Raw genomic sequence first — 25,878 nt, 5'->3', positions numbered from 1 at the left:
CCGCCCGGCCGGTCCGCCGCCGGGCCGTCGGCCCACGGAAGTGAACGTTCGGGAGGACATGTGACGTCAGCAGCTCATGAGCCGCAGGACCGGGCGCTGGTGGTGCTCGGCGCCGGTGTGATGGGCGTCGGCATCACCACGCTGGCCCTCGCCCACGGGGTGCCGGTCACCCTGGTGGACACCGCGGAGGGCGTGCTGCCCGTGGCCCGCGGCCGGATTCGGGAGGGCCTGCGGATGGCGCAGATGATGGGTGCGCTGCCGAAGGACGTCACCACCGGCGAACTGACCGAGGTCACCGCCCCGGCCGAGGTGGACTGGGCGGCCGGACCGGCCGCGGTGATCGAGGCCATCACCGAGGACGCCGAGCTGAAGGCCAAGGTGCTGGCCGAGGTGGCCCCGGCGGTCACGCCCGGCACCCCACTGATCTCCAACACCTCCTCGATCCCGATCGACGAACTGGCGGGCGCGATCGGCCGGCCCGAGGACCTCCTCGGCACCCACTTCATGAACCCGTCGTACCTGATCCCGACCGTCGAGCTGATCCGCGGCCCGCGCACCGGCGAAGCCGCGCTGCGTGCCACCCGGGAGCTGCTGGACCGGCTGCGGCGCAAGGTCATCGTGGTGAACGACGCCCCCGGGTTCGTCACCAGCCGGGTGCTGCACCCGATGATCAACGACGCGGCGCGGGTGGTGGAGGAGGGCACGGCCTCCGTCGAGGACGTCGACGCCCTGATGCGGGGCTGCCTGGGGCACCCCACCGGACCACTGCGCACGGCCGATCTGATCGGTATCGACAACCTCGTCGACTCGCTGTGGGTGCTGTACCGGCGCACCGGTGACGAGGGCTGCCGGCCGTGCGAACTGCTGCTGTCCAAGGTCCGCGACGGACACCACGGCCGTAAGAGCGGCCGCGGCTTCTACACCTACGAAAGGGCGATGTGATGGGTACCAGCACGGAGAACGCGTCCGTCGAACAGCAGCTGCTGTCCTTCCTCGAGGAGCGGACCAAGACCCCGTGGACGCCCGACCGCGACCTGTTCGCCGACGGCGGCCTGTCCTCGCTCTTCGCCATGGAGCTGGTCGTCCATCTGGAGTCGACCTACGACATCATGGTGGCCGGCCCGGACCTCCAGCTCATGAACTTCCGCACCGTCAACGCGATGGTCGCGATGGTCGACCGGTTGCGGCAGGCCGCCGGTGAATGACCGCGAGGCCCTGGTCAGCGAGCTGGTTGGAGACCGCGCGGACACCTGGGACCTGACCGGCCTGATCCCCGCCGAGCCGCTGCGGAAGCTGGGCGAGGCCGGACTGCTGTGCGGCGAGCTTCCGGAACAATACGGCGGACTCGGGCTGAGCAGCCTGGACAACGGCCGGTTCACCGCACACGTGGGCAGCCTGTGCAGTTCGCTGCGGTCCGTCATGACCTCGCAGGGCATGGCCGCCTGGACCATCCAGCGGCTGGGCAGCGCCCAGCAGCGCGCCGACCACCTGCCGCGCCTGACCTCCGGCACGCTGGCCGCCGTCGGCTTCAGCGAGCCCGAGGCGGGCAGCGACCTGTCGGCGATCAGCACCGAGATCCGCCCGGACGGCGACGACGTGGTGGTGGACGGCCGCAAGGTCTGGGTCACCGCGGCGCACTACGCCCACCTGCTGGTCATCTTCGGCCGCTATGGCGACGGCGCCGCGGCGGTGCTGGTGCCCGCCGATGCCCCCGGTGTCACCGTCGAGCGGGTAGCCGACCCGATGGGCTGCCGGGCCGCCGGGCACGCGGGCATCCGGCTCGACTCGGTGCGGCTGCCGCGCGGTCACGTCCTGGGCGGTGCCGGTGCGGCACTGACCATGCTGGTCACCGCCGCACTGTCGTACGGCCGGATGTCGGTGGCCTGGGGCTGCGTCGGCATTCTGCGGGCCTGCCTGGCGGCGGCCTCCCGCCACGCCAAGTCCCGCGAGCAGTTCGGCCGGCCGCTCGCGCAGCACCAGCTGATCGGCGGCCACCTGGCCGATCTGCTGGTGGCCGAGCAGACCGCCACCCGGGTGTGCGAGCACGCAAGCCACCGCTGGGACGAGGGGTCCCCGGACATGGTGACCGCCGCGGTGCTGGCCAAGCACGTCGGTGCCACCCAGGCGGCGGCCGCCGCGGCCACCGCCGTTCAGGTCCTCGCGTCGGCGGGCGCGTCGGACGGACATGTGGTGGCCCGGGCGTATCGGGACGCCAAGTTGATGGAGATCATCGAGGGCAGCAATGAGTTGTGCCGGCTGATGCTGGCCCAGCACGCGCTGTCGGTCTCGGGCTGAGAGGAGAACCCGGTGGACGGGCAGGTCACCATCGTCAAGTGCGTGGTGTGGGACCTCGACAACACCCTGTGGAAGGGGACGCTCCTGGAGGACGGCGAGGTCAGGCTCTTCGACGGACTGCGCGAGGTCATCGAGGAGCTGGACCGCAGGGGCATCCTCCAGTCGATCGCCAGCAAGAACGACCACGACCACGCCTGGGCCAAGCTGGAGGCGCTGGGAGTGGCCGAGTACTTCCTGCTGCCCAGGATCGGCTGGGGGCCGAAGTCCGACTCCGTCCGGGAGATCGCCGAACGGCTCAACTTCGCGCACACCACCATCGCCTTCATCGACGACCAGCCCGCCGAGCGGGCCGAGGTCACCTACCACCTCCCCGACGTGCGGACCTACGATGCCGGGCAGGCGTCGGCCCTCCCCGACCTGCCGGAGTTCTCCCCGCCCGCCTCCACCGTGGATTCCCGCCGTCGCCGGGAGATGTACCGTGCCGGCTTCGAGCGGGACGCGGCGCGCACCGAGTACGCCGGGCCGGACGAGGACTTCCTGCGTTCCCTGCAACTCGTCATGACCATCGGCAAGGCCGGTGAGGAGGAGCTGACCCGGGTCGAGGAACTGACCCTGCGCACCAGCCAGATGAACGCCACCGGTGTGCACTACTCGGACGCCGCGCTACGCGCTCTGCTCGCCGACCCGGCCCACGAGGTGCTGGTGGTCACCATGTCCGACCGGTTCGGCACGCACGGCGCGGTCGGCATCGTGTTGCTGGAGAAGCTGGCCGAGGTCTGGCATCTGAAGCTGCTGGCCACATCCTGTCGAGTGGTCAGCTGGGGCGCCGGCGCCACCATCCTGAACTGGCTGTGCGACCAGGCGGCCCGTGGCGGCGTGCACGTGGTGGCCGACTTCCGCCGCACCGACCGCAACCGGATGATGGAGATCGCCTACCGGTTCGCCGGCTTCTCCGAGCAGGACTGCGGCTGCCGGTCCGCCATCACTCACGCCCCGGAGATCGAGGGCACCGAACGCCTCCACCTGGAGCCGGCCCGGCAGCCCGCGTCGTCGACGGTGACGGTGATCGCCGAGGACATCGAGGGGCCGGCGGCGAGGACCTGATACCTGCGCCGATCGACCAGGTGAACTCTATGAGACATATTTGTCTCATGCGAGTTATGGTTGTCGCATGAGTCTTGATCGCAACGATGTGTTGCACGAAGCCGCCGCCCTGCTCACCCGCAGGGCCACTGCCTCGATGGACGACATCGCCAAGGCGGCGGGGATCAGCCGCGCCACGCTCCACCGGCACTTCGCCGGGCGGGACGCGCTCATCCGGGCGCTGGAGGAGCTGGGCATCGAGCGGTTCGAGGCGGCACTGGACACGGCCCGCATCGAGGAGGGCGACGCGGTCGAGGCACTGCGCCGGCTCGTGGCGGCCCTTCAGCCGGTCTCCGGCTTCCTCGCCTTTCTCTACAGCGAGAGCCAGCTCTTCGAGGGCGAGGAGGTCAACGCGGGCTGGGCGCGGCTCGACGCCCGCCTGACCGCGCTCTTCCGGCGCGGCCAGGAGCAGGGGAACCTCCGTATCGACCTGACACCCGTGTGGCTGACGGAGGCCCTGTACGGGCTGGTGGCGTCGGCCGCGTGGAGCGTCCACGACGGGCGGCTCGCCGCCAAGGACATGGAGTACATGGTGCTGGAGCTGCTGCTCGGCGGCGCGCTGCGGAGGAGCGGGGACGCATGAGCGGGAGCCCCGTCGAGGTCGGCGAAGAGCGCGCGGAGGCGTACCCGCGGTCCGGCCGCTGGCTGGCGCTCGCCGTGCTCGTCCTCGCCGTCCTCCTGGTCGCCGTCGACTCGACCGTCCTGGGGCTGGCCACCCCGTTCCTGAGCGAGGATCTCGGGCCCTCCAGCACCCAGCTGCTGTGGATCGGCGACATATACTCCTTCGTCATCGCGGGCCTGCTGGTCTCCATGGGCGGCCTCGGCGACCGTATCGGCCGCAAGAAGCTGCTGCTCGGCGGCTCGGTTGCGTTCGGCGCCGTGTCCGCGCTGACGGCGTACGCGCAGAGTGCGGAGATGATGATCGGCGCGCGGGCGCTGCTCGGTATCGCGGGCGCGACCCTGATGCCCTCCACCCTCGCCCTCATCCGCAATCTCTTCCAGGACCCCCGCGAGCGCAGCTTCGCCGTCGGCATCTGGGGTGCGACGGCATCGGCGGGCATGGCCGTCGGCCCGGTCCTCGGCGGCTTCCTGCTCGAACACTTCTGGTGGGGCTCGGTCTTCCTGATCAACCTTCCCGTCATGGTGCTCCTCGTGGTCGTCGGGGCGAAGCTGCTCCCCGAGTCGCGGGACCCGGCGCCCGGCCCGTTGGACCTGCCCAGCGTGCTGCTCTCCCTCGTCGGCATGGTCGGCGTCGTCTACGCGGTCAAGGAGACCGCGGCGTACGGAATGCGCGGGGACATCGCGGCCACCGGCGCGGTCGGGGCGCTGGCCCTGGGGTGGTTCGTACGGCGGCAGCTGACGCTCCCCGCCCCACTGCTGGACATGCGGCTCTTCCAGCACCGGGGCTTCTCGGGTGCGGTCCTGGCCGACCTGTTCACCGTCCTCGGCCTCTCCGGGCTGGTCTTCTTCCTGTCGCAGTACCTGCAACTCGTGCAGGGCCGGGACCCGCTGGAGGCGGGACTCGCCGAGCTCCCCACCGCGGCCGGAGCCGTGGTGGCGGGGCTGCTGGCGGGACGCGCCGCCCACCGCTTCTCCGTGCGGGCGGTGGTCTCGGGCGGTCTGGCGGCGATCGGGCTCGCCCTCGCCGCGCTCCTCTGGCTGCGCATCGATACCGGTTACCCGCTCCTCGGAGCCGTGCTGCTGGTGGTCGGTGTCGGCGCGGGCCTCGCGTTCACCGTCACCGCCGACGTGATCCTCTCCACCGTGCCCAAGAACCAGGCGGGAGCGGCGTCCGCGGTATCGGAGACCGCGTACGAACTGGGCGCGGCCCTCGGCATCGCCGTGCTCGGCTCCATCGTGACCGGTGTCTACCGCGGCTTCACCCCGCCGGTGGGGGTGCCGGGCCCGGTGGCCGAGAGGGCGGACGACTCGATCGGCGGCGCCGTCGAGGCGGCCGCCGGGCTGCCGCCCGAGGCGGGCACGGCCTTGCTGGCCACGGCCCGGGACGCGTTCGTCGGCGGCCTGCGGATCGCGGCCGGCGTCGGTGCGGGTGTACTCCTGGCGACCGCGGTGGCGGCGTGGTTCCTGCTGCGCCGTCAGCGACTGGCCGACTAGACGAACGGCGTACGAAGCGGCATTCAGACGAGCTCCTTGGTGCCCATGTCCTCGCGACGCCGGTCTCCGCGGCGCCCGCGTCGGAGCCGGAACGCCCACCGGATACCGAAGAGCACCCCGCACAGAACAACGAGGAGGAGAAGGAGGGACACCCAGGGAATGGTCCAGGCGTGTGCCGTGGTCCCGACGGTGGCGAGCGGGGCGATCGAGCCCGACGCGTCGGTGAGCAGCGGGGTGAGGGTGACCCTCCCCGTCGTCCTCAGCGCGGGAGCGACTCCCCGTACGGGAACGGAGACCTTCCAGGTGTCGCCCGGGAGCAACTGGGGTGAGTCGTCGATCTTCCCCGCGTCGGTGTGCGGGCGTCCGAAGGGGCCGGACAAGGAGACCGCTTGACGGGTGGAGAGGATCGCGTTGCCGGTGTTGCGGATCGTGTAGGTGACAGTGGCCTCACCCTTCCCGAGCGGGTTGGACGTCCCCGCGTAGCGCACCCGCAGGTCCTCCACCGACAGCCTCGGTTCGAGCCCTCCACCCACGCGCAGCCGGATCCGGATGCCGAGACGTTGCTCCGCCTGTCCGGGCCGGGTCAGCGAGGTGACGATGCCGCCCATGTAGTCGCCGGGTTCGGCGTTGTCGGCCACGGTGAGCGTGAACGGCACCTCGGCCGACTGGCCGGGCCGTACCGTCACATCGGGCCGGTCCGGGCGGGCCCACGCCCCCACTCGCGTCGACTTGGCGCCGTTTCGGACCAGGTCCAGCTTGCCCGCCCCGGTGGTGAACCCGTCGGCGGTGTACACGGCCAGGTGGAGCGGTGTGCTGCCGTGGTTGGCGACCACGAGGCCGTCCTCGATATGCGCGCCCGGGTTGAGGGTGTAGCCGTAGTTCCGCCGGTCGGTCCCGAAGTCGTTGGCGGCCGTCCTGACCGTCCAGGAGGCATCGCCGTCCGCGGCCGCCGCGGGTCCGGCCACCGCTCCGAGAACGCCGAGCGCGGCGAGCAGCACCACGAGCGCGGCTCGGGCGAGGGCTCCGACCGCTGGGCCTGCCGCGGTCGTCGGCGGTGTGGGCGAGTGGCGCATCTGATGATCCTCGGGCGGTTCGGGGGCGGTGGGCGGAACGTGCGGTGGGGTGGGCACCTCGCGGTGCCCACCCCGTCGGGTGGAGCGGATCGCACCACCCTCGGATGGCTACTGGAGCCAGTCGGACCCGGTCGGGGCGGAGGTGGCGTCGGCCGACTCGGCGGTCGCCTTGCCGCGGTACGGGTGGACCACCACCTTGTCGACGACGGAGCCGACCGGGGGAGCGGTGTCGGCGCCGTCGTCCGGGCCGCACCACGACACCTTGCCCAGCTCCACGGCGGCGTTGGGGGCGGCGCAGGTGCCGCTGCGGAGGTTCTCGACGACGAGCTTGTTGTTGCGCACCTGGACCTTCACATAGGTGCGAACGTGCTCCTGGTTCTCGACCGAGTTGGCCCAGTGGCTCTTGGGGTTGAGCGGGTCAGGGCCGTAGGCCGGGTCCTGGGCCGGGTCGGGAGCGGTGAGGTCGTAGTACTTCGAACCCGACGCGGAGTTCGCCGTCACGTAGATGACGCCGCCCGGCCCCTGGGCCACCTGGTCGGCACCCGGCTTCTCGGCCGGGTCCGCCTTCTTGCCGTTCTTGATCACGTAGCTGCGGGAGTAGCTGTGGTCGTGGCCCTGGAGGACCAGGTCGACGCCCAGCTTCGAGAACGCGGCCGGGAAGTCCTGACGACGCTTCTGGTTGTCGGAGTCGTTCGCGTGGTCGGCCGGCGAGTAGATCGAGTGGTGGTACACGAGCACCGTGTACTTGGCGTCGCGGCCGTGCTTCTCGACGACGTCGCTGATGTAGCCGAGGTGGGCCTCGTCGGCACCGTTGGCGTAGGCGTTGCTGTTGATGTCGATGAACAGCACGCCCTTGTACGTGTACCAGTAGTCGCCGCCCGACTGGGTCGCCGGGTCGCCCTTGTAGTACGCGGCGGAGCGGTCGGTGTTCGGCGTCCAGAAGTGCTGGTCGTACGCCTTGCCACCGACGTCGTGGTTGCCGATGGTGGCGGCCCACGGGTACTGGCGCAGCTTGTCGGGACCGAGGAAGGCGTTCCACTGCGACTCGGTGTTGGCGGAATCGACCTGGTCACCGCCCGAGACCAGCAGCTCGGCCTTCGGGTTGGCGGCGAGGGACACGTCCAGGGTGTCCTTCCAGCCGGCCCCGTCCCTCGCCACGTCGCCGGACGAGCCGATCTGCGGGTCGCCGTAGAACAGGAAGTCGAAGTTGCCCCTGAAATCCTGGGTCTTGAAGGAGTACGTCGGGGACCAGCTGCCCTGGGTGCCGACGCGGTAGGAGTACGTGGTGTTCTTGCGCAGGCTGTCGATCGTGGCGTGCGCGTTGTAGCCGCCGCTGACGCTGTTCGCGGCGACGGTGGCGGAGAAGGTGGCGGAGTTCTTGGGGAACTGGCCGCCCCGGACCTGAGAGGTCGGCGCGACCTGGACCACCTGCGGGGTGTCAGCCGAGGTGTACCAGGACACAACGCGCTGCGATTCGCCGGCGCCCACACCGAGGACGATGCCGGTGGCCGTCGTGGCACCGTCGGCGTGCGCGGTGGTCGTCAGAGGGCTGCCGAGCATCATCGCGGCGCCCACGGCCACCGCGGTGGCGCCCGTGGCCACCCGGCGTCGCACGGGTCTGTTTCTCTGTGTCCCCTTGGGGAGCTTCATCGGCTTCCGTTCTTTCGAGTACAGCGGGGGGTGGGAACGGGGTAAAGGTCGCGGGGGTCTCTGTCATCAAGGTGAACGGGGAACGAGCGAACACTTGCACTTGCCGGAAAGTGTCCTGTCGCCACGCTGTCCGAGGGCGGCGAGCGCTCCGCGGGCTCCACGGGTTTCGCGGGCTCAACCGGTTCCGCGGGTTCCGCGGCTCAGCCGGTTCCACCGGATCAGAGAACGCGCTGCACGAACCACACCAGCCCCATCAGAGCCACCCCCGCCGCGATCACCCCGGTCACCCACAGTCCCGCGACCGGCTGACGGCGGCGCAGCAGTGCGAGCACCGGGAAGACGAGGGCGATGATCGCCAACTGGACCGCTTCGATGCCCATGTTGAAGACGAGGAGTGACCACAGGAGCGTCCACGACCATGCCTGGTCGATCCCCAGCGCCGACGCGAAGCCGAGCCCGTGCACCAGACCGAAGCAGAAGACCACCGCGAGCCGCGTCGAGCCCGCGCGGTCCAGGCCGAGGCGACCGCGATCGCCCGTCTCAAGATCTGTGGCGTGCGACCCACGTCGCCAGATCCGCGACAGATGCCAGCCCGCGACGAGCGCGATCGAGAGCGCGATGACCGGCTCGACGAGCGATGCGGGCGCCCGCACGAGGCCGATGGCGGCCAGGAGGAAGGTCACCGAGTGGGCCAGCGTGAAGGTCGTCGCCGCCAGCACGATCTCACGCAGCCGGCGTGACCCCACGACGAGCGCCAGCAGGAACAGGATGTGGTCGATGCCGGTGAGCAGGTGCTCGGCGCCGAGCCGGAAGAACTGCCAGAACCGCTCGGCCCAGGATTGCCGGGTGGAGAACGACCTGTGCTCGGCGTCGAGAGCGGTGCTTCCGGTCCTCAGGTCGAGGTCGTAGGTGACGATCGTCTTGGTGTCCCGCACATAGCCCTCGGAGTCCGCGAACAGACCGCTGCGCACCTCGTGCGCGTCAGCGGCCCCGGGACACCGGTAGTCGAGGACCAGCAGCGCGTACGGCACACCCTCGCGCCGCTCGATGGTGAAGTCGCCGTCCCGTACCGGGGTGCACCCCCGGCCCCCGGCCGTGACGCGGAAGCGGTCGGCCACGTAGGCGACGACCGAGTCGGCGTGGGCGTCGAGCGCCGCGGCCTGCCGGGCCGTGTCACCGTCTTCGAAGGCCGCGTCGCCCGCCTGGAAGAGCGCGTCGTCCTTCTCGTGGTCCGCGGCGGACACGACGAGCAGGTCGTACTCGAGCCCGAGTTCGGTGCGGACGTGCCCGGCCTCGCGCGAGGTGAGGTCGGCGTACACGGTCGAGGTGAACCCATGGGCGGGAGCGGGCGCGGCACTGAGCAGGACCGCCACGACCGCGGCGGCGAGCGTGGCATGGACGCGATGTCGGGTGGCGGAAAACATGCGACTCCTTTTCCTTGCCGCACGGAATCTGCTGGGTCCGGGTGAACGAACGGCGGCTCGCGCACGAACCGGCACCGAACCCGCCGCGACCACTACGGCCCCATGCCCGAAAGCCGCTCGTCGTGAGGTAGGAAGTAGGCACGTGCCCCGCCGCTCTCCGCCGCTCACCGAAGGACGAACCCCCATGCCCCCTCGGCTCCTGCCCGTCGGGCTGCCGGCCGCGGCAGTCGTGACCGCCCTCCTGGTCAGTGGATGCAGCTCCGCCGACGACTGGTCCCGGCCGCGCCCGAAGCCCACCGCCATCGGCGCCCTCGGTCCGGGGTTCTTCGATCCGACCGCACCGCCCGCCCCGGAAGGGACGATCACACCGCGCCCCGGCTCCTGGGACGGACTGCGCCCGTCGAAGGGCTACCGCGTGGTGCTGCTCACCGCGGGGAAGGACGCCCGGACCAGGACGCTGGCGAGCGCCGTGACGAAGTGGGCCGACGAGGAACACGTCAGTCTCAAGACCATCACGGCCACGAAGCCGACCGACTTCATACCGCGCATCAGCGAGGCCATCGACCTGTCGCCCGACCTCGTCATCAGCGTCGGCAACGACCTCGTCGACCCCCTGGCCCTGGTCACGGCCAGCCACCTCGACCAGCAGTTCCTCGTGGTCGGGGCGGAGTTGGCGGAGCCGACGGAGAACGTCACCGCCGCCGACTGGACCGGCGCGTCGTTCCGCGGCGAGGGCCTCGGCATGTCCTCGTCGTACGATCCGGCCACCTTCACGCCCGAACGCGCCGCCCGTGCCGTCCGCGCCGGTGTCGCGGCGGTGCTGAGCGATCTGACCGGCATTGTCGTATGGCTCGACTGAGGATTTCCGGCCCGTGGGTTTCGTCGCTCTCCGCCGCGGTGAGCCCCCACGGCCACGTCCGCGACCGTGAAGCGCTCATCACCCTGCTGATCGCCGACGCCTACGACGGACTCTCCGACGAACTCGCCGGGGCGCCGACGTCCTGGACCTCGTGGTGCCCCAACTTGCGGTTCATGGCCGCGACACCACGCGTGACGGCCGTACGGGGAAGGAACCGCGCCGCCCACGAACTCACCCGATGGAGCCTCCGGCCCGGATACGAGGCCGCCTTGCCGCGCGCGAAGTCGTCCAGTGTCTTCGTGGCGACCGCCTCGGGCCGGTCGGTCACCCTGGGGTCCATGACGGCGGTGGTGTTGTCGAAGAAACCGGTGTCGGTCGCGCCGGGGTGGGCGCCCATGACACGTACCCCGGTGCCCCGCAGCTCTTCGGCGAGCGCCTCGGTGAAGAAGAGGACGAACGCCTTCGTCGCGGCGTAGCTGGCCTGGTAGGGCATGGGCTGGAAGGCGGCGGTCGAGCCGACGTTGATGATGCCGCCCGAGCCGCGCTCGACCATGTCCGCCCCGATCAGCCGGGTCATCCGCATCAGGCCGGTGACGTTGACCTCGACCGACTCCAGACTCTGCTCGAAGGGGCGGCTGAAAAAGGGGCCGACGGACCCCATGCCCGCGTTGTTGAGCAGGAGATCGACGGTGACCCGCTGCCCCTTCAGCTCATCGAGGACGGTGGCGGGGCCCGATGGATCCGACAGGTCCGCCGCGATGACCCGGGCGTCAACACCGTATTCCGTGCGGATCTCGGCGGCGATCTGCTCCAGCGCCGTGTGCGAACGGGCGACGAGGACCAGGTGGGAGCCGCGTCGGGCGAGCTCGTGGGCGTAGGCCCGGCCGAGCCCCTTGGAAGCTCCGGTGACCAACGTGGTGGTGCCGCGATAGCTGTGCATGAGGCGGGGAAGTCCTTCGGTTTCGGCGTGCGGAGCACGGGGCGGCGGACATCCGGGAGCCGGGCGAACGGCTGGATGTGTGCGGTGTCAACAATGACCTCATGTGGTGTGCAGTGTCAACATTGGGTGTCGCTTCCGTTCGCCGAAGGGTTGACGTCCGTAGAAAGCGCTTGCTACAACGTTGTAACAACGTGGCAACGGCGCCCGGTGTGGCAGGGCGCGCGAAGCCGGCGCGCGCCCCGGCCCGGATCACCCACGGCTCGTCGCACGCCCGACCGGCTCCGGAGCAAGGGCACCGTCCGGGCTCTGTCGCCAACCACCCCTGATGGAGCGTGACATGGCCAATGTTCCCAGCCGCCGTGCCGTCGTCGGCGCCACCGCCGGCGTGGTACTCACCGGGGCGCTCGCCGCACCCGCCACCGCGAGCTGATCAGCCTTCCCGACGGCGCGAAGGCCCACCTCAGGGGCGAATTCTCCACCCCATGGCGGACGCTGGTCATCGGCGGCCGACCCGGCGACCTCGCCGAATCGCATCTGATCGAGAACCTCAACGAGCCGTGCGCGCTCGCGGACACGTCATGGATCTCGCCCGGCACGTACGTCGGCGTCTGGTGGGAACTACAGCGGCGACACACCACCTGGACCGAGGGACCGCGTCACGGCGCCACGACCGAGCGGGTCAAACGCTACATCGACCTCGCCAGGGAGGCGGGCGCGAGTTCCGTACTCGCCGAGGGCTGGAACACCAACGCCGGCGGCGACTGGACCGGCCAGGACTTCCTCACGCCGCGGGCCGACTTCGACCTGGCCGAGGTGCTGCGCTACGCCCAGGCCAACGGCGTGGGGTTCACCGCGCACAATGAGACCCGTGGCTTCGTCGACTACTACGAGCAGCACCTGGAAACGATCTTCGCCCGGTACGCGGAGCTGGGCATCCACTCGGTCAAGACCGGCTACGCCACCAAGTTCGTGCTGGGCGGGGTGAACCGCAGCCACTTCGACCAGGAAGCGGTGCGTCACTACCAGCGTGTCGTCGAGACCGCGGCCCGCCACCAGATCATGATCATCGCGCATGAGGCGATCAAGCCGACCGGCCTGGCGCGCACCTACCCGAACATGATGACCGGCGAGGGCGTCGCCGGCATGGAGCAGCACAACTACATGGGACGGCTCGGCAACCCGCCGGAGCAGGCCACGATCCTTCCGTTCACCAGGTTCATGGGCGGGCCGGCCGACTACACCCCGGGCGTACTCAACGTGACCTGGGACCCGGCCGGACTCGGCACCCGCGTACAGACGACCTCGGCCGCCCAACTCGCCCTGTACTCGGTGTTCTTCAGCCCGCTTCAGATGCTGGCCGACACCCCGGAGAACTACCACTCCCACCCCGGATTCGCCTACCTCAAGGACATGCCCGCCAGCTGGGACGAGACCCGCTTCCTGGACTGCGTGATCGGCGACTACACGGTGGCCGCCCGCCGCAAGGGACACACCTGGTACCTCGGCGCCATCACCGACGAGTACGACCGGACGCTGAGACTGCCGCTGCGGTTCCTGGGACGGGGCCGGTACACAGCCGAGATCTACAGCGACGCCGCGGACACCAGCTGGCACGACAACCCGCTGCCGATCGACGTCCGGACCGAGACGGTGCGGGCGTCCACCGTGCTGAAGCTGAAACTCGTCGCCGGTGGAGGCACCGCGATCCGCTTCCGCCGCGTGCGTTCCTGACCGTTGGGCCTTCCAGGAGGAACCGGGCCAAGCCACCAGGATCAAGGGCAGCCTGACGGAGTCCTACCAGGTGGCGTGGTCATCCGGTGTGGCCATCCGGCGTGGTCATCCGTCGAGGAAACGCAACAGCTCGGCGGTGACGAACCGAGGGTTCTCCTCGACGAGCCAGTGCCCGGCCTTCGGTACATCCACCGCCCGCACGATGTTGGTCATGCGCGGGGCCACGGTGCCCCGGACCGCGTTGAGCTGTCCTTGGGCGGTCATGAGCAGGGCCGGGACACGTACCGGCGCCGCTGCCACGGTGTCGCGGACGTCTTTGTCGAGGGCGCGGTAGAGCTCGAAGCCGCCCGAGAGGACCTTGGGCCGGCTGTAGGTTCGTGCGTACTCGTCGATCTCGGCGTTGGTGAACGGGGACCGGTTGGAGGTGCCACCGAACGCCGTGCCACCGAACGAGACCTGAGGGTAGAACAGTGCCAGGTACGCGCGGACGTCGTCGCCTACGACCGTCTCGGGAACCCGTCGCTGGGAGTGAAAGGCGATGTGCCAGCTCAGTGCGCGGTAGGTGGACGCATCGATCTTTGGACCGGGCAGCGGCAGGTCGAGGTAGCCGAGGCGTGCGGTGTCATCGGGGAATCGGCTGGCGTACTGGAATGCCACCGCGGCGCCGAGGTCGTGCCCGATGACACGGGCGTCACGCACCCCGAGCCGATCGGCGATCAGCTTGTGCACATACCGTGCCAGCGTGGCCTTGTCGTAGCCGGTCGGTGAGCCGGTGCTGTCGCCCAGTCCGGGAAGGTCGACGGCGTAGACGGTGTGGTGCTCGGCGAGGTCCGGCATGATCGGCCACCAGCCGTACCAGCTCTGTGGCCAGCCGTGTATCAGCACGACCGGCGTGCCGCTGCCGCCGGTCACGTAGTGCATGCGAACGCCTTCGACGTCGGCGAACTTGTGCCGGAAGGTCTTCTTGAACCGGGGATCGTCCTGGGTGGCGGCGGCGTAGGCGGGAACGTCGTCGCCGGCTGTCGGCGTGGATGTGGACGTTGCCTTGGACTTGGGCGCGGACGTGGGCGCGGACGTGGAACAGGCGGCGGTGGCGATCGTGAGCAGGAGCGTGAGCATCACGGTCGCCACCGTGTGCGTGGATCGGCGGAAGCGGCGTGGCGACGGCCGTCGTGCTGTGATCATGTCTTCCCGTTCTGGAGAGGGTGGGTCAGCGGCCGGTCGTGCCGTCGATGAGTTCGCGGAGGATGTCCGCGTGGCCCGCGTGTCGGCCGGTCTCCTCGATCATGTGGATGAGCGCCCAGCGGACGCTGGGAGCGGGGCGGCCCGGCCGCGGTCGGGGGACCGGTGCGCCGAGGTCGGTGCACCCGTCGAGGACACCGTTCGCGCGCTCGACCGCGTCCCGGTAACGGGCGACGACATCGGCCACGCTGTCCGCGGGTGCGGCTCGGAACGTCGCCTGCCAGCCGGTCACATCGTCCCCGAGGAACATCGAGCGCTCGACGAAGGTCAGGTGGTTGAGCAGGCCGAGCAGGTTCGTACCGGACGCCACCGCGGCCGTCCGCACCTGCGGCTCGGGTGCGCCGTCGACCTTCGCGGCGATCGAGGTCCTGAGGTAGTCGAGGAATCCGCGCAGGGCCTCGATCTCGCTGCTGCCGGTCCGGGGCGGCGGGGTGTCGCCGCGGCGGTCGCGGCGCGTGGTGGTGGGCATGGTGGTCTCCCTTCGTCTGCCGAGGAGGGGCGCCGGCCGCCGGATCAGGCGGCGCGGCGGATGAGGAGGACGTGGTCGGTGACCTCGGCGGTGTGCCCTCCCGGTCCGGTCGCGATGCGGCGAGGGGCGTCGGCCCGCTCGACCGTCCATGTCTCCGGGGCCAGACCGATACCCGCGGCGACCTCCTGCGGGCTCGGGTACCGGGTATCGGGGTCCTGGTTCCACGACCATGGCGCGGTCGAGCCGTGGTCGACGACCAGCAGCCGCCCGCCCGGGCGCAGCGCGTGCGCGGCCGAGCGCAGGACGGTCGCCCGGTCCAGGTCACAGGGGGTGTGCAGGTAGTGGGCGCAGACCAGGTCGAATGCGCCGGACGGGAAGGACGTGTGCAAGTCGTGCCGCACGGTGATGACGCGGTCGCCCAGGCCGTGTGAGCGGGCGAGGACGGCGAGCCGCTGGACCGCCACGGCCGAGATGTCGACGGCGGTGACCTGCCACCCCTGGCCGGCGAGCCACAGCGCGTCGCCGCCGTCGCCGCATCCGAGGTCCAGTGCGTCAGCGGGCGGCAGGCCCGTCACCGTCTCGGTGAGGCGGGCGTTCGGCCGCGGGGCGCCGGCCGCCGGCCGGGCAGCGTAGACGCCGTCCCAGAAGGTGGCCGCATCGGTGGTGCTCATCAGGACTCCTCGGGTCGATGGGGTGCTCAGTCGTCGATGGGGTGCTCAGTCTTGGCGGCGCACGGCGAACTGGCACGAAATCTTGCGGTAATGGCAAGGTGGGGCTCATGGATCCCACGATGGACGACGACGTGCTGGACGCGGTGGGACCGCGGCTTCGTGCGCTGCGCCGTGACCGAGGCATCACCCTCGCCGACCTCGCGGCGACGACCGGCGTGTCGGAGAGCACCCTGTCCCGGCTGGAGAGCGGGCAGCGCCGGCCGAGCCTGGAACTGCTGCTGCCACTCGCCCGTATCTACGACGTTCCGCTGGACGACCTCGTCGGTGCCCCGCGCACCGGCGACCCCCGGATCCATCTCAAGCCGGTCAGACGGTTCGGCATGACCTTTGTGCCCCTGTCCCGTCGACCGGGCGGTGTGCACGCGTTCAAGATGATCATCCCCGCCCGGCCGGAACCGCTCGAACCGACCCCGCAGACCCATGAAGGCTTCGAATGGCTCTATGTGCTCAACGGACGCCTGCGACTGGTGATCGGCGAGCGCGACCTGACGCTGCCGCCCGGTGAGGCGGCGGAGTTCGACACGTCCTTGCCCCACTGGCTGGGCAGCGCCGACGGCGGCGTGGTGGAGCTGCTCATCCTGTTCGGCCTGCAAGGGGTGCGTGCGCATGTGCGCAACGAGCCGCGCCGGAACACCATGTCCTGATACGCGGGGCCTCGCCGTCGAAATGGGCGAGCGCCGGGGCGCGGCGTGACATGCGTGGGAGTCGTGAAGAGTTCGCGCGCGATTCTCGGGATTCGGTGACGGGAACGGAAGACTTGGGGGGCTCACTCGGCGCTTTCGAACAGGTCGGGCGCCGACCCATGCGAGGGGAGACCCGTCAACGATGTTCACTCTGGTACGGAGCAGAGTACGGACGGCCGCGTTAGCGCTCTCCGCGGTCGCGGCCCTCGCCTTCGGCGGGACCGCCGCGACCGCCGCGACCGGCGCGGCAGCGGCCCCCGCCCCCGCGAAACAGGGGCCGACCTCGGTGGCGTACGTCGAGGTGAACAACAACAGCATGCGCAACGTCGGCAAGTACACCCTCGCCAACGGCGGCGGCAATGTCTTCGACGTCGCCGTGGTCTTCGCGGCGAACATCAACTACGACACGGGTACGAAGGCCGCGTATCTGCACTTCAACGAGAACGTGCAGCGCGTCCTCGACAACGCCGCCACGGAGATACGGCCGTTGCAGCAGAAGGGCATCAAGGTCGTCCTCTCGGTGCTCGGCAACCATGAGGGCGCGGGCTTCGCCAACTTCCCTTCCCAGCAGGCGGCTTCGGCGTTCGCGAAGCAACTGTCGGACACCGTGGCCAAGTACGGCCTGGACGGCATCGACTTCGATGACGAGTACGCCGACTACGGCAACAACGGCACGGGCCAGCCCAACGACAGCTCGTTCGTGCACCTGGTGACGGCGCTGCGCGCGAACATGCCGGACAAGATCATCAGCCTCTACAACATCGGCCCGGCCGCGTCGCGCCTCTCCTACGGCGGCGTCGACATCTCGTCCAAGTTCGACTACGCCTGGAACCCGTACTACGGCACCTGGCAGGTGCCCCGCGTGGCGCTGCCCAAGTCGAAGCTGTCGCCGGCGGCCGTCGAGATCGGCCGGACCTCGCAGAGCACGGCCGCCGACCTCGCCCGCCGCACCGTCAGCGAGGGGTACGGCGTCTATCTGACGTACAACCTCGACGGCGCCGATCGCAGCGCCGATGTCTCCGCGTTCACCAGGGAACTGTACGGCAGCGACGCCGTCTACACGCCGTAAGGCGACCGCACGTCCCGGTGCGCGGACGGCGATCCACGCGGTACGTGTCACCAAGGCCCGGTTGGCCGCCCGGACGCCCGGCGTCCGGGCGGCCGCGATCCGGCCTCGCCAGTCGTCGAGGCCATCAACCTCCGTCTGCTGCGCGGCCAGCGGTCGGCTGACGCCGTTCGCATCCCCTTCGGATGACGAGTTCACCCTCGGTTTGAAGGGCAAGCTGCTGGGTCAGGTGTGGCTGCTACGCCGGGCTCTGGATCACGTACGGGACGGTGGGTCCATCACGCTCACCAGCGGCACCTTTCAGGGAAAGGCGCAGGGGCAGATCCTGACCCCGCTGCTCCGCCACTGAGGCCGGCAGCGGCAAGGGGGCTGGCTCCGGAATGGCACGGACTGGCGACCGGCTACGACAAGACACCCGGGAGCCATGCCGCCGGGCTCCGCCTGCACGGATCCATCCCAGATCGAGTTCGTCGGCCGTACCGTCCGGCGTGTGGGCGTGTGGGCGTGTGGGCGCGGGCACGCCGGGTCAGCGGCCGTGGGCGAAGCGGGCGGTGAGTTCCCGTTTCAGTACCTTGCCGCTCGGCCCGAGGGGGAAGTCCTCGACGAACTCCACCAGGCGCGGGTACTTGTGCGCGGCGACTCGCTGTCTGCTCCAGGACACGATGTCCGTGGCCAGCGCCGCGTCCGGGTCCGTGCCCGGCCGCGTCCGTACCACGGCACACACCTCCTCGCCGTACTTGTCGTCGGGGACACCGATGACGGCGACCTGGGCGATGGCCGGGTGGCGCATCAGCACATCCTCGACCTCGCGCGGATAGACGTTGTAGCCACCGCGCAGCACCATGTCCTTCTTGCGGTCGACGAGGGTGAGGTAGCCGTCGGCGTCCTTGACTCCCAGATCGCCTGTTCACCTCCGGCTACACCGCCAACGACGGCGCGCTGTCGGTCATCGCCGGCCGCATGGAGGGGTGCATCGTCTTCTCCGACGCGCTCAACCACGCCTCCATCATCGACGGCCTGCGCCACAGCCACGCCCAGAAGCAGATCTTCCGCCACAACGACCCCGCTCACCTGGAAGAGCTGATAGCGGCGGCCGACCCGGACGCCCCCAAGCTCATCGTCGCCGAGTCCGTGTACTCGATGAACGGCGACATCGCCCCGCTGGCCGAACTCTCCGACATCGCCAAGCGCCACGGAGCGATGACGTACCTCGACGAGGTGCACGCGGTGGGCATGTACGGTCCGGAGGGCGCCGGCATCGCGGCCCGGGAGGGCATCGCCGACGACTTCACCGTCATCATGGGCACCCTGGCCAAGGGCTTCGGCACCACCGGCGGCTACATCGCCGGCCCCGCCGAAGTCATCGAGGCGGTGCGCATGTTCTCCCGCTCCTTCATCTTCACCACCGCCCTGCCGCCCGCCTTGGCCGCCGGCGCCACGGCCGCCGTACGCCATCTGCGCTCCTCCGAGGCCGAGCGGGAACAGCTGTGGTCCAAAGCGCAGTTGATGCACCGGCTGCTGAACGAGCGTGGCATTCCCTTCATTTCGGACCAGACACACATCGTTTCCGTCCTGGTGCGGGACGAGGCCGTGTGCAAGCGGATGTCCGCGCACCTGCTCGACCAGCACGGAATCTACGTGCAAGCGATCAACGCGCCGAGCGTGCGGGTCGGGGAGGAGATCCTGCGGGTCGCCCCCGGAGCCGTACACACCGCCGACGACGTACGCGGATTCGTCGACGCCCTGGACCAGGTCTGGAAGGAAACGGGCCACCCCCGCATGCCGGCGACCCTGGCCGCTCCGGCCCATTGATCTCGGTCACCGAACTCCTGGTCGACACACATTGAACAGCCCACAGCGCAGGAGGCCCTATTGCCGCAGTTTTACCTCGATTCTTCCAAGGGCTGACGGCGACGTCGTGGGCGGCCGGGCTGCCCGACATGTCTCATGCCGTGTCGCGACTGGCCGTCGCGTGACGCTGTGAGGGTGTCGGGCTCCACGGGCCCGAGGGTGATCCCCTCACCGGTGCCGGCAAGCCGGAGGGAGGTCCCGGCGGTAGATGTACAACGCCTCCGCGCGCACATCGCCGAGCGAGGCGTCCGCGTCGCAGGGGTAAGTGACCTGAATCGCCCGCGGTCGGCCGGTGACCCGGATGCGCAGTCCCTCCGAGGCACTCCGCCTTCCGGTGCTTGGCGCGGCCGCCGAAGGGTTCTGAGGATCCTCGCCGGCTTTGGCCGCTGTTGTCGCGCGCCCCGGTCGGTCATACGGGTGTCACTCCTTGCCGGGGGCTTCCGGACCGGTGAAGTCGGGGCCGGCGAAGTCCGGGCTGCTGAATCCCAGCCGCGGCCGGCGGCCGTCCGATGTGTCGTCGGGGGAGGGGTCGGAGGCCGGTTCATGGCCCAGCTGTTCGCGGAGGAACGGCAGCATTCCCCGCTGGAGCAGGGCTTGCCGCCAGACATCCCTTGCCCGGGCCACTGCCGGTGCCTCTTGGGGGTTCGGCCCCGCGGGCGGTGAGCCCTCCGGAGGGGAGGAGCGGTGGCGCGCCGCGATGGTCAGCACGCCGATCAGGCCCGCCAGCCCAGCCGCCGTGGCGCAGGCGGCCGCTATCCAGCCCGCGCTGACGAGGGTGTCGGCGAGTTCGCGCTGGGAGCCCGAGAGTCTCAGGCAGTAGCCGAGCAGGAGGAAGACGACGCTCGCCCCCGCGGTCACCAGTGGTACGAGGACGGTCACCGCGGCCAGCGGCCCGTGTTTCGCGCCGGGCGCCGATGCCGGCGTCGGCGTCCGAGGCGGGCCCGCTGCCGGGCCGCCGCTTTCGCGCAGCCGCCGGTAGGCGGCGTACTCATCGGCCGCCGCTGCCGTGATCTCGGCGCTCCGCTCGTGCGCGCGGTCGCGCAGCCGTCTGACGAGGTCCTGCGCGCCCTCGGTGCCTCCGGAGCCCGGAGCGGCCACGATCTCGGGGGTTTCCAGGGCCTTCCGCAGAGCCTGTTCGAAGTCCGGTCTGTCGTCGGGGTGCAGGGGAGGAGGGCTGGTCATGGATGCCTTCTGGGCGTGGTGTGGCGCCGTTGACGGGTCTGGTGCCCCCGGCCTCACCGAGGGGCGCCCGGGGCGCGGGGCTGGTGGCGTCAGGCGTTCGGCGACACATTGCCGCCCTTGGGCAGGGAAACTCCCACGTTCTCCTCCGGAGTTGAGCCGCTGGGTCGAGCGAAAATCTACAGCAGTGTAGAAGTTGTCCGCGCGGTTCTCGCACACGGATGGCCCGAGTGGGTGTCGGAGGCGCGGTCGGGTTGTGCAGTTGCGCAATGTCGCAAGCATCCCAAGGGGCGGTGCCGGTGGCCGACGAAGAGGAACGAGGTGAGTGTGGTGCTTCGCAACGGACTGGAACCCTGGCACCTGCTGATCGTGGCGATTGTGTTCATCCTGCTCTTCGGGGCGAAGAGGCTGCCCGACACCGCTCGGTCCCTGGGCAAGTCCCTGCGCATCCTCAAGAGTGAGACCAAAGCCATGAAGGAGGAGGGCGGGCAGGCGGCCGAAGCCTCGTCGGAGTCCGCTGCCGCCGACGAGGCCGAGCGGCCCTCGAGTCGCGTTATTCAGACGGCCTCCGGCGAGACCTCCTCGGCGCGCGCGGTCCCAGAAGATCGCACCGCAGGGCGATGAGCTTTGTGCGGCGCACGTCGCCTCCTTCTCGCCTCCACCCTCGATTTCGTCGTACCTCCGCGTGCCTCCGCCCGGGGCGTGGCCCGGCAGACAGGTCGGGGCCGGCAGTCCCCTGTGCAGGGCCGGACGCACGAGGGGTGTACGGATGACCAACAGCCGCAAGAACACGGCGTCCAGGCGCCGCGCCCCGGCGCGGCCGACCGACCGGGGCCGGGACGCCTCCCGCGCCCGGCGGCGGACGGCGGCCGCCCGGCCCACCGGGCTCAGTTCGCCCCCGGCGCCGCGGCGGCCCGTGTGCAGCAGGACCATGACCAGCGCCTGGGTGAGCAGGTTCTCGGTGAACCAGCCGGAGTGGAAGACCGCCTCGTCGTCGCTGCCGGGGCCGTACACGGCGAGGGCGAGCAGGGCGAAAGTGGCCAGGTCGGCCAGGGCGTTGAGGGCGCCGAAGCCGGTGATGAAGCGCAGCAGGCCACGCGGGCGCAGCACGGCGGGACGGCGCAGCGCGGCCGGGTGGGGCCGGTCGTAGGCGAAGGCGAGCTGGGCGGCGTCGAAGCACAGGTTCTGCACCAGGACCTGGGCGGGCAGCATCGGCAGGAAGGGCAGCAGCACGCCCGCGGCGAGCATCGCGATGACGTTGCCGAGGTTGGAGGAGAGGGCGATGCGCAGGTACGCCGTGATGTTGCCGCTGGCGTGCCGTCCCGCCGTGACGGCGCGGCCGATGGCCGTGAGGTCCTTACCCCCGTTGTCCTGTTTGCGCTGTCCGGCGAGGACCACATCGGCGCCGTCCCGGGTCACGGCCACCGCGTCGCGCGGGCAGATGCCGATGTCGGCGGCGCGCAGGGCGGGCAGGTCGTTGGCGCCGTCGCCGAGGAAGCCGGCCGTGTGCCCATCGGCGCGCAGGGCGGTGACGACGCGGGCCTTGTGGTCGGGCGAGCAGCGGGCGAAGACGGTGGTACGGCGTGCGGCGGCGGCCAGTTCGGCGTCGGTGAGCGAGTCGACGTGGTCGGCGGTCAGGACGCCGTCGACCGCGAGGCCGAGATCGTGGCAGGCGCGGGTGGCGGTTCCCGGGTGGTCGCCGGTGAGGATCTTCACGCTCACCCCGCGGTCGGCGAGGTCGCGCAGGGCGGTGGCCGCGGTGTCGGTGACCTCGTCCCGCAGCGTCACGAATCCCCGGAAGGCGAGACCGCGCTCATCGGCGTGGGTGTAGGCGCGGTGGTGTGCGGCGCGCTCGGCGGTGGCGACCGCCAGCAGGCGCAAACCGTCGGCGGCCCGGCGGTCGGCGAGCGAGTGCAGCCTCGCCCGCTCCTCTTCGCTGAGGGCACACCGTTCCAGGACGGCCTCGACGGCACCCTTGACGACGAGGGTGTGGGTGCCGAGGCGGCCCGGGGTGCTGACGACGGCGGTGGCCAGGCGGCGTACCGGATCGAACGGCAGCGCCGCCACCGGCTCGTAGGCCATGGCCTACGCCTCGTCGACGGCATCGAGCAGCGCCTCGTCCAGCATGTCGGGCACGGGCAGGTCGGCGAGTTGCAGAGTCCACCATGCGTTGACGGCGGCCCAGCGCAGCACCTCGGCGTCGTCCTGGCCGTCCGCGTCCAGGGCCCGGTGCACCACGGGCCGGTCCTCGGTGAGGGTGCCGGTCTTGTCCAGACACAGCACGTCCATGGCGCCCAGGTCGTGCAGCGCGGGCAGGCGTTTGACGATCACCCCGTGGGTGCGGGCGAGGAGCGCGGCGCCGCGGGCGAGACAGGTCGTGACGACGACCGGCAGCATCTCGGGGGTCAGCGCGACCGCCCCGCCACCGCGAACGGCAGGGTCTCCAGGCCGCGTCCGTCCACGGCGGCGTTGGCCATGAGGACCAGTGGCGGGGTCAGCAGCATGAAGCGGACCAGAATCCACGAGACGCCGTGCACCGAACGGTCGAAGGCGCTGGGGCCGCGCCGCCGGCCCCCCGTGTGCGTGCTCGCGAACTCCGTACGCGCCCCGGTCGCCTCCACAACGGCCGTGCCACTGCCCGACGCCACGCTGCTGCCCTGGAAACACAGGTGCGGCTGCCCGAACACGCCCCGGCCGTACCGGGCGTCGGGCACGTCGACCGCGTACTTGTCGACGGGCTGCGACTCCCCGGTGAGCGCCGCCTGGTGCACCCGTAGGCCACTGGCGCGCAGCAGACGTACGTCCGCGGGCACCAGATCCCCGGGACCGAGACTGATCACATCGCCCGGCACCAGCTGGTCGACCGGGATCTCGCGCACCACCGGAGCGGCGTCCCGTGAGTCGGCCCGGCGCAGCACGCTCGCCGTGGTGGCGACCAGCTCGCGCAGCTGGGCCATGGACCGGTCGGCCCGCAGCTCGCCGGATATACGCAGCCCGCAGCTGACCACCACGAGGAAGGTGATCACGGCCGCGGTCGCCCAGGACGCCACCGCCGCCGACACCAGACCGAGCACCAGCAGCACCGCGGTGAACGGATCGCGCAGGCCCAGCAGCAGCCGCCGGGGCCAGGGAGTGACGCGCTGAGTGGGCAGGACGTTTTCGCCGAAGCGGGCCAGACGGTCCTCCGCCGCCCCCTCGGTCAGCCCGCGCGGCCCGCTGCCGAGGGCGCGCAGCACTTGCAGCGCGGTCGGCGCCGCGCTCCCGTCGCTTCCCGGGGACGGTGCCGCGGCGGTCGAGGGGCCGCCCCCGCGGCCACGGCCCGCTCAGGCACCGGTTTCGTGCACCAGACGCACCGGCGCCGTGGCCTCGTTCCGCGCGCGGTCGGCGAGCTGGCCGACCATGAGACGCACCACGGTGACGACGTCGGGGTCATCGACGAAGTACACCTGGCGGCGGCCTTCCCGCCGCGAGCGGACGAGCCCCGCCAGCTTGAGCTTGGTCAGATGCTGACTGATCGCGGGCAGCGCCCCGCCCACCCGGTCGGCGAGGTGCGTCACATCGCTCTCCCCCTGGGCGAGGGCCCACATGATGCGCAGCCGCGCCGCCGATGCCAGCAGTCCGAAGGCCGCCGCCGCCTCGGCGAGGACATCGGCAGAAGGATCTTCAAACTCGTGCACGTCGCCCTTCGCCATCGCCGACCTCCGTCGCCCGGAACCACCCGTTCACAAGGCTCCCCAGTCTAGGCGCCGCGGTCTCCACCGCCGGGGCGGCCGCTTGGAAACCGCCGCCGGTGACCTTCTGGCCGAACCGCGCCTCGCCGCCGGGCAAGGCCCGCGGCGGCCGACCTTCGCGGCCGAGGTTCAGCCCGACGCCCGGCACGTGACGTCCTTCTCCGGCATCACTCCGTCGGCCAGCCATGCCGTGCCCACGTTCAGCGCACACGCGTTGCCGCCGTAGACGTAGACACCGTGACCGCTTCCGTCCGCGGTCACCAGACGTGAGCGATCGGCGAACTTCTTCCGGAACAGCTGTCCACCGAGCAGCGGCGTGACCGGGTCGTGCCGATTCTGCGTGATCAGGATGTTCGTCGGCCCATCATCGTTGATCTTGACCTGCGGCTCGGACGGCGCGTGCGGCCAGAACGCACACGGCAGAATGTTGGCCGCCGCCGCACCGAACAGCGGATACTTCTCGCGGTCCGCGGCGACGCTGTGCTGGTACGCCCGGACATCGCTGGGCCACTCCACGTCGTTGCAGGTCACCGTGAGGAAGACGGACCATGAGTTGGAGTACGACGCTCCCTCGGCGGTCGCCGCCGGTACGCCGCGGGTCTCTGTCATCAGCCTTTTGGCCGCCCTTTTGACCGCGGTCTCGTCGGCGTCCTTGATCGCTTCCCAGAGCTGCGCCGTCCGGCCGTACGTCCGCTTGGCGTAGAGACCACCGAAGGTGGTGAACCGGAACTGACGGCCATCGATACCGAAGACCGGCTTCTCGTCGAGCCGTTCGGCAAGCGAGAAGTACGTCTCGCGCACTTCCTCCGGAGTCCGTCCGAGCCCGTACGCGGAGTTCCGTGCCGCCGTCCACTTCGCGAAGTCGGGAAAGGTCTCCTCCATGCCCAGCGCGTACCGACGGAGACCGGCGCGGTCCAGGGCCGTGTCACCGAGGTTGCTGTCGATGAGCACTCGGTCGGTGGTGTCCGGGAACATCGAGGCGTACGCGGCGCCCAGCGCCGATCCGTACGAGAGGCCGAAGTAGCTGGCCTTCTTCTCGCCGAGCGCGGCCCGGATCCGGTCCAGGTCCCGCGCCGTGTTGGCGGTCGTGATGTGGGCCATGCGGCCGTCGGTGTCATGGGCCGCGCACTGCTCGGCGACGCCCTTGGCGATCTCGGCCTGCTCGACCACCGCCGCGTTGTCCACGGCGTACGGCGGGACATTGCCGATGTAGTCCTGGCCGACGGTGAACCCGCAGTCGATCGGCGCCGAATGTCCGAAGCCGCGGGTGTCCATGCCGATCAGGTCATAGGTGTCGAGGACCTTTGACGGGATGCCCAGGTCGGCCAGCTCGGCCGGCATCGTCAGCGCGGACCCGCCCGGACCGCCCGGGTTCAGCAGCAGCACACCGCGCCGCTTGTGCGGGTTCTCACTCGCCAGCCGCGACACCATGAGGTCGATCTGTGTGCCGTCCGGGTCGTTGTAGTCCAGCGGCACTCTCACGGTCCCGCACTGCACATTCAGATCCGGCGCCTTGGCCGTGACGTCGTCCGGACAGGCACCCCACTCCACTTGACCTACGTCGTCCCGATCGGCGGCGGCGGGCGGGGCCGACGCCAGCGACCCGGCGAGGCCGATCGCGACTGTCAGGGCCAGACCCCGGCCCACCCTGTGCCTACGGTCCATGTACGTTCCTCCGAATGTGATCGGCGATGTG

21 protein-coding genes and 3 pseudogenes are annotated in these 25,878 nt (G+C 70.6%); 13 read left to right on the top strand and 11 right to left on the bottom strand.

Annotated elements, in window-relative coordinates:
- The first annotated feature begins 60 nt into the window (after window positions 1–60).
- The 6 genes from NQU54_RS34175 to NQU54_RS34150 all read left to right on the top strand — a co-directional run bounded on the left by NQU54_RS34175 (window position 61) and on the right by NQU54_RS34150 (window position 5,553).
- Window positions 61–942 carry a 3-hydroxyacyl-CoA dehydrogenase family protein gene (locus NQU54_RS34175; protein WP_257634420.1) on the top strand — a complete coding sequence of 294 codons (882 nt, stop codon included), beginning with the start codon at window positions 61–63 and terminating at the stop codon, window positions 940–942.
- Entirely contained in the window at window positions 942–1,205 is a 264-nt protein-coding gene (locus tag NQU54_RS34170) for an acyl carrier protein (protein WP_069875030.1), read from the top strand. The genes NQU54_RS34175 and NQU54_RS34170 overlap by 1 nt, the downstream gene beginning before the upstream one ends.
- On the top strand, window positions 1,198–2,295 hold the full coding sequence (locus tag NQU54_RS34165) for an acyl-CoA dehydrogenase family protein (protein ID WP_257634419.1): 1,098 nt from the start codon (window positions 1,198–1,200) through the stop codon (window positions 2,293–2,295). The genes NQU54_RS34170 and NQU54_RS34165 overlap by 8 nt, the downstream gene beginning before the upstream one ends.
- A 12-nt stretch (window positions 2,296–2,307) precedes the next feature.
- Complete coding sequence (locus NQU54_RS34160) at window positions 2,308–3,399, top strand: HAD-IIIC family phosphatase (RefSeq protein WP_257634418.1); 1,092 nt, start codon at window positions 2,308–2,310, stop codon at window positions 3,397–3,399.
- Between the two features lie 67 nt (window positions 3,400–3,466).
- Window positions 3,467–4,021, top strand: a complete 555-nt coding sequence (locus tag NQU54_RS34155; protein WP_257634417.1) for a TetR/AcrR family transcriptional regulator — start codon at window positions 3,467–3,469, stop codon at window positions 4,019–4,021.
- Window positions 4,018–5,553 carry an MFS transporter gene (locus NQU54_RS34150; protein WP_257634416.1) on the top strand — a complete coding sequence of 512 codons (1,536 nt, stop codon included), beginning with the start codon at window positions 4,018–4,020 and terminating at the stop codon, window positions 5,551–5,553. Before NQU54_RS34155 ends, NQU54_RS34150 begins: the two co-directional genes overlap by 4 nt.
- Before the next feature lie 23 nt (window positions 5,554–5,576).
- Here NQU54_RS34150 and NQU54_RS34145 read toward each other — a convergent pair whose 3' ends face one another.
- The 3 genes from NQU54_RS34145 to NQU54_RS34135 all read right to left on the bottom strand — a co-directional run bounded on the left by NQU54_RS34145 (window position 5,577) and on the right by NQU54_RS34135 (window position 9,700).
- On the bottom strand, window positions 5,577–6,626 hold the full coding sequence (locus NQU54_RS34145; RefSeq protein ID WP_257634415.1) for a DUF916 domain-containing protein: 1,050 nt from the start codon (window positions 6,624–6,626) through the stop codon (window positions 5,577–5,579).
- Window positions 6,627–6,734: 108 nt separating this feature from the next.
- Window positions 6,735–8,240, bottom strand: a complete 1,506-nt coding sequence (locus NQU54_RS34140; protein ID WP_372506132.1) for a purple acid phosphatase family protein — start codon at window positions 8,238–8,240, stop codon at window positions 6,735–6,737.
- A gap of 254 nt (window positions 8,241–8,494) precedes the next feature.
- A complete protein-coding gene (locus tag NQU54_RS34135; RefSeq protein ID WP_257634414.1) occupies window positions 8,495–9,700 on the bottom strand; it encodes a HupE/UreJ family protein in 1,206 nt (401 codons plus the stop codon).
- Window positions 9,701–9,884: 184 nt separating this feature from the next.
- On the opposite strand from NQU54_RS34135, the gene NQU54_RS34130 reads away from it, so the two are divergent.
- A complete protein-coding gene (locus NQU54_RS34130) occupies window positions 9,885–10,559 on the top strand; it encodes a type 1 periplasmic-binding domain-containing protein (RefSeq protein WP_257634413.1) in 675 nt (224 codons plus the stop codon).
- 100 nt (window positions 10,560–10,659) lie between these two features.
- Here the strand turns inward: NQU54_RS34130 and NQU54_RS34125 are convergent, their stop codons facing one another.
- A complete protein-coding gene (locus tag NQU54_RS34125) occupies window positions 10,660–11,499 on the bottom strand; it encodes an SDR family NAD(P)-dependent oxidoreductase (protein ID WP_257634412.1) in 840 nt (279 codons plus the stop codon).
- A 426-nt stretch (window positions 11,500–11,925) separates the two neighbouring features.
- Between NQU54_RS34125 and NQU54_RS34120 the strand changes: the two genes are divergently transcribed.
- Complete coding sequence (locus tag NQU54_RS34120; protein ID WP_306279354.1) at window positions 11,926–13,230, top strand: glycoside hydrolase family 97 catalytic domain-containing protein; 1,305 nt, start codon at window positions 11,926–11,928, stop codon at window positions 13,228–13,230.
- Window positions 13,231–13,335: 105 nt separating this feature from the next.
- On the opposite strand, the gene NQU54_RS34115 is transcribed toward NQU54_RS34120, so the two are convergent.
- The 3 genes from NQU54_RS34115 to NQU54_RS34105 form a co-directional block, all read right to left on the bottom strand.
- Complete coding sequence (locus tag NQU54_RS34115; protein WP_257634429.1) at window positions 13,336–14,349, bottom strand: alpha/beta fold hydrolase; 1,014 nt, start codon at window positions 14,347–14,349, stop codon at window positions 13,336–13,338.
- Window positions 14,350–14,440: 91 nt separating this feature from the next.
- Window positions 14,441–14,941, bottom strand: a complete 501-nt coding sequence (locus NQU54_RS34110) for a DinB family protein (RefSeq protein WP_257634411.1) — start codon at window positions 14,939–14,941, stop codon at window positions 14,441–14,443.
- 44 nt (window positions 14,942–14,985) lie between these two features.
- Entirely contained in the window at window positions 14,986–15,612 is a 627-nt protein-coding gene (locus NQU54_RS34105) for a class I SAM-dependent methyltransferase (protein WP_257634410.1), read from the bottom strand.
- Between the two features lie 107 nt (window positions 15,613–15,719).
- On the opposite strand from NQU54_RS34105, the gene NQU54_RS34100 reads away from it, so the two are divergent.
- From NQU54_RS34100 to NQU54_RS50295, 3 genes are all read left to right on the top strand, one after another.
- Window positions 15,720–16,316 carry a helix-turn-helix domain-containing protein gene (locus NQU54_RS34100; RefSeq protein WP_100807838.1) on the top strand — a complete coding sequence of 199 codons (597 nt, stop codon included), beginning with the start codon at window positions 15,720–15,722 and terminating at the stop codon, window positions 16,314–16,316.
- 181 nt (window positions 16,317–16,497) lie between these two features.
- Complete coding sequence (locus NQU54_RS34095; RefSeq protein WP_257634409.1) at window positions 16,498–17,424, top strand: endo-beta-N-acetylglucosaminidase H; 927 nt, start codon at window positions 16,498–16,500, stop codon at window positions 17,422–17,424.
- 202 nt (window positions 17,425–17,626) lie between these two features.
- Window positions 17,627–17,770, top strand: coding sequence for a hypothetical protein (locus tag NQU54_RS50295; protein ID WP_372506131.1), 144 nt, complete (start codon window positions 17,627–17,629; stop codon window positions 17,768–17,770).
- Between the two features lie 177 nt (window positions 17,771–17,947).
- Here the strand turns inward: NQU54_RS50295 and NQU54_RS34085 are convergent.
- Window positions 17,948–18,328: pseudogene (locus tag NQU54_RS34085) on the bottom strand (AMP-binding enzyme); the annotation flags it as partial.
- Between NQU54_RS34085 and hemA the strand changes: the two are divergent.
- Together hemA and tatA are read left to right on the top strand one after the other, a co-directional pair.
- A pseudogene (gene hemA / locus NQU54_RS34080) lies at window positions 18,325–19,233 on the top strand (5-aminolevulinate synthase); the annotation flags it as partial. The pseudogenes NQU54_RS34085 and hemA sit on opposite strands and share 4 nt — an antisense overlap.
- A 1,548-nt stretch (window positions 19,234–20,781) precedes the next feature.
- Window positions 20,782–21,075, top strand: a complete 294-nt coding sequence (gene tatA, locus NQU54_RS34075; RefSeq protein WP_257634428.1) for a Sec-independent protein translocase subunit TatA — start codon at window positions 20,782–20,784, stop codon at window positions 21,073–21,075.
- A gap of 240 nt (window positions 21,076–21,315) precedes the next feature.
- Here tatA and mgtA read toward each other — a convergent pair.
- From mgtA to NQU54_RS34060, 3 genes and pseudogenes are all read right to left on the bottom strand, one after another.
- Window positions 21,316–23,687, bottom strand: a pseudogene (mgtA, locus tag NQU54_RS34070) (magnesium-translocating P-type ATPase); the annotation flags it as partial.
- A gap of 87 nt (window positions 23,688–23,774) precedes the next feature.
- Complete coding sequence (locus NQU54_RS34065) at window positions 23,775–24,143, bottom strand: ArsR/SmtB family transcription factor (RefSeq protein WP_257634408.1); 369 nt, start codon at window positions 24,141–24,143, stop codon at window positions 23,775–23,777.
- Between the two features lie 168 nt (window positions 24,144–24,311).
- Window positions 24,312–25,847 (bottom strand): alpha/beta hydrolase, encoded by a 1,536-nt coding sequence (locus NQU54_RS34060; protein ID WP_257634407.1) that lies wholly within the window; start codon window positions 25,845–25,847, stop codon window positions 24,312–24,314.
- Window positions 25,848–25,878: the final 31 nt, after the last annotated feature.

The sequence above is a fragment of the Streptomyces malaysiensis subsp. samsunensis genome (assembly GCF_024519315.1).
Taxonomy (GTDB): Bacteria; Actinomycetota; Actinomycetes; order Streptomycetales; family Streptomycetaceae; genus Streptomyces; species Streptomyces malaysiensis.
The sequence above is the reverse complement of the archived record's forward strand: the minus strand, read 5'-3'. Positions and strand labels throughout refer to the sequence as shown.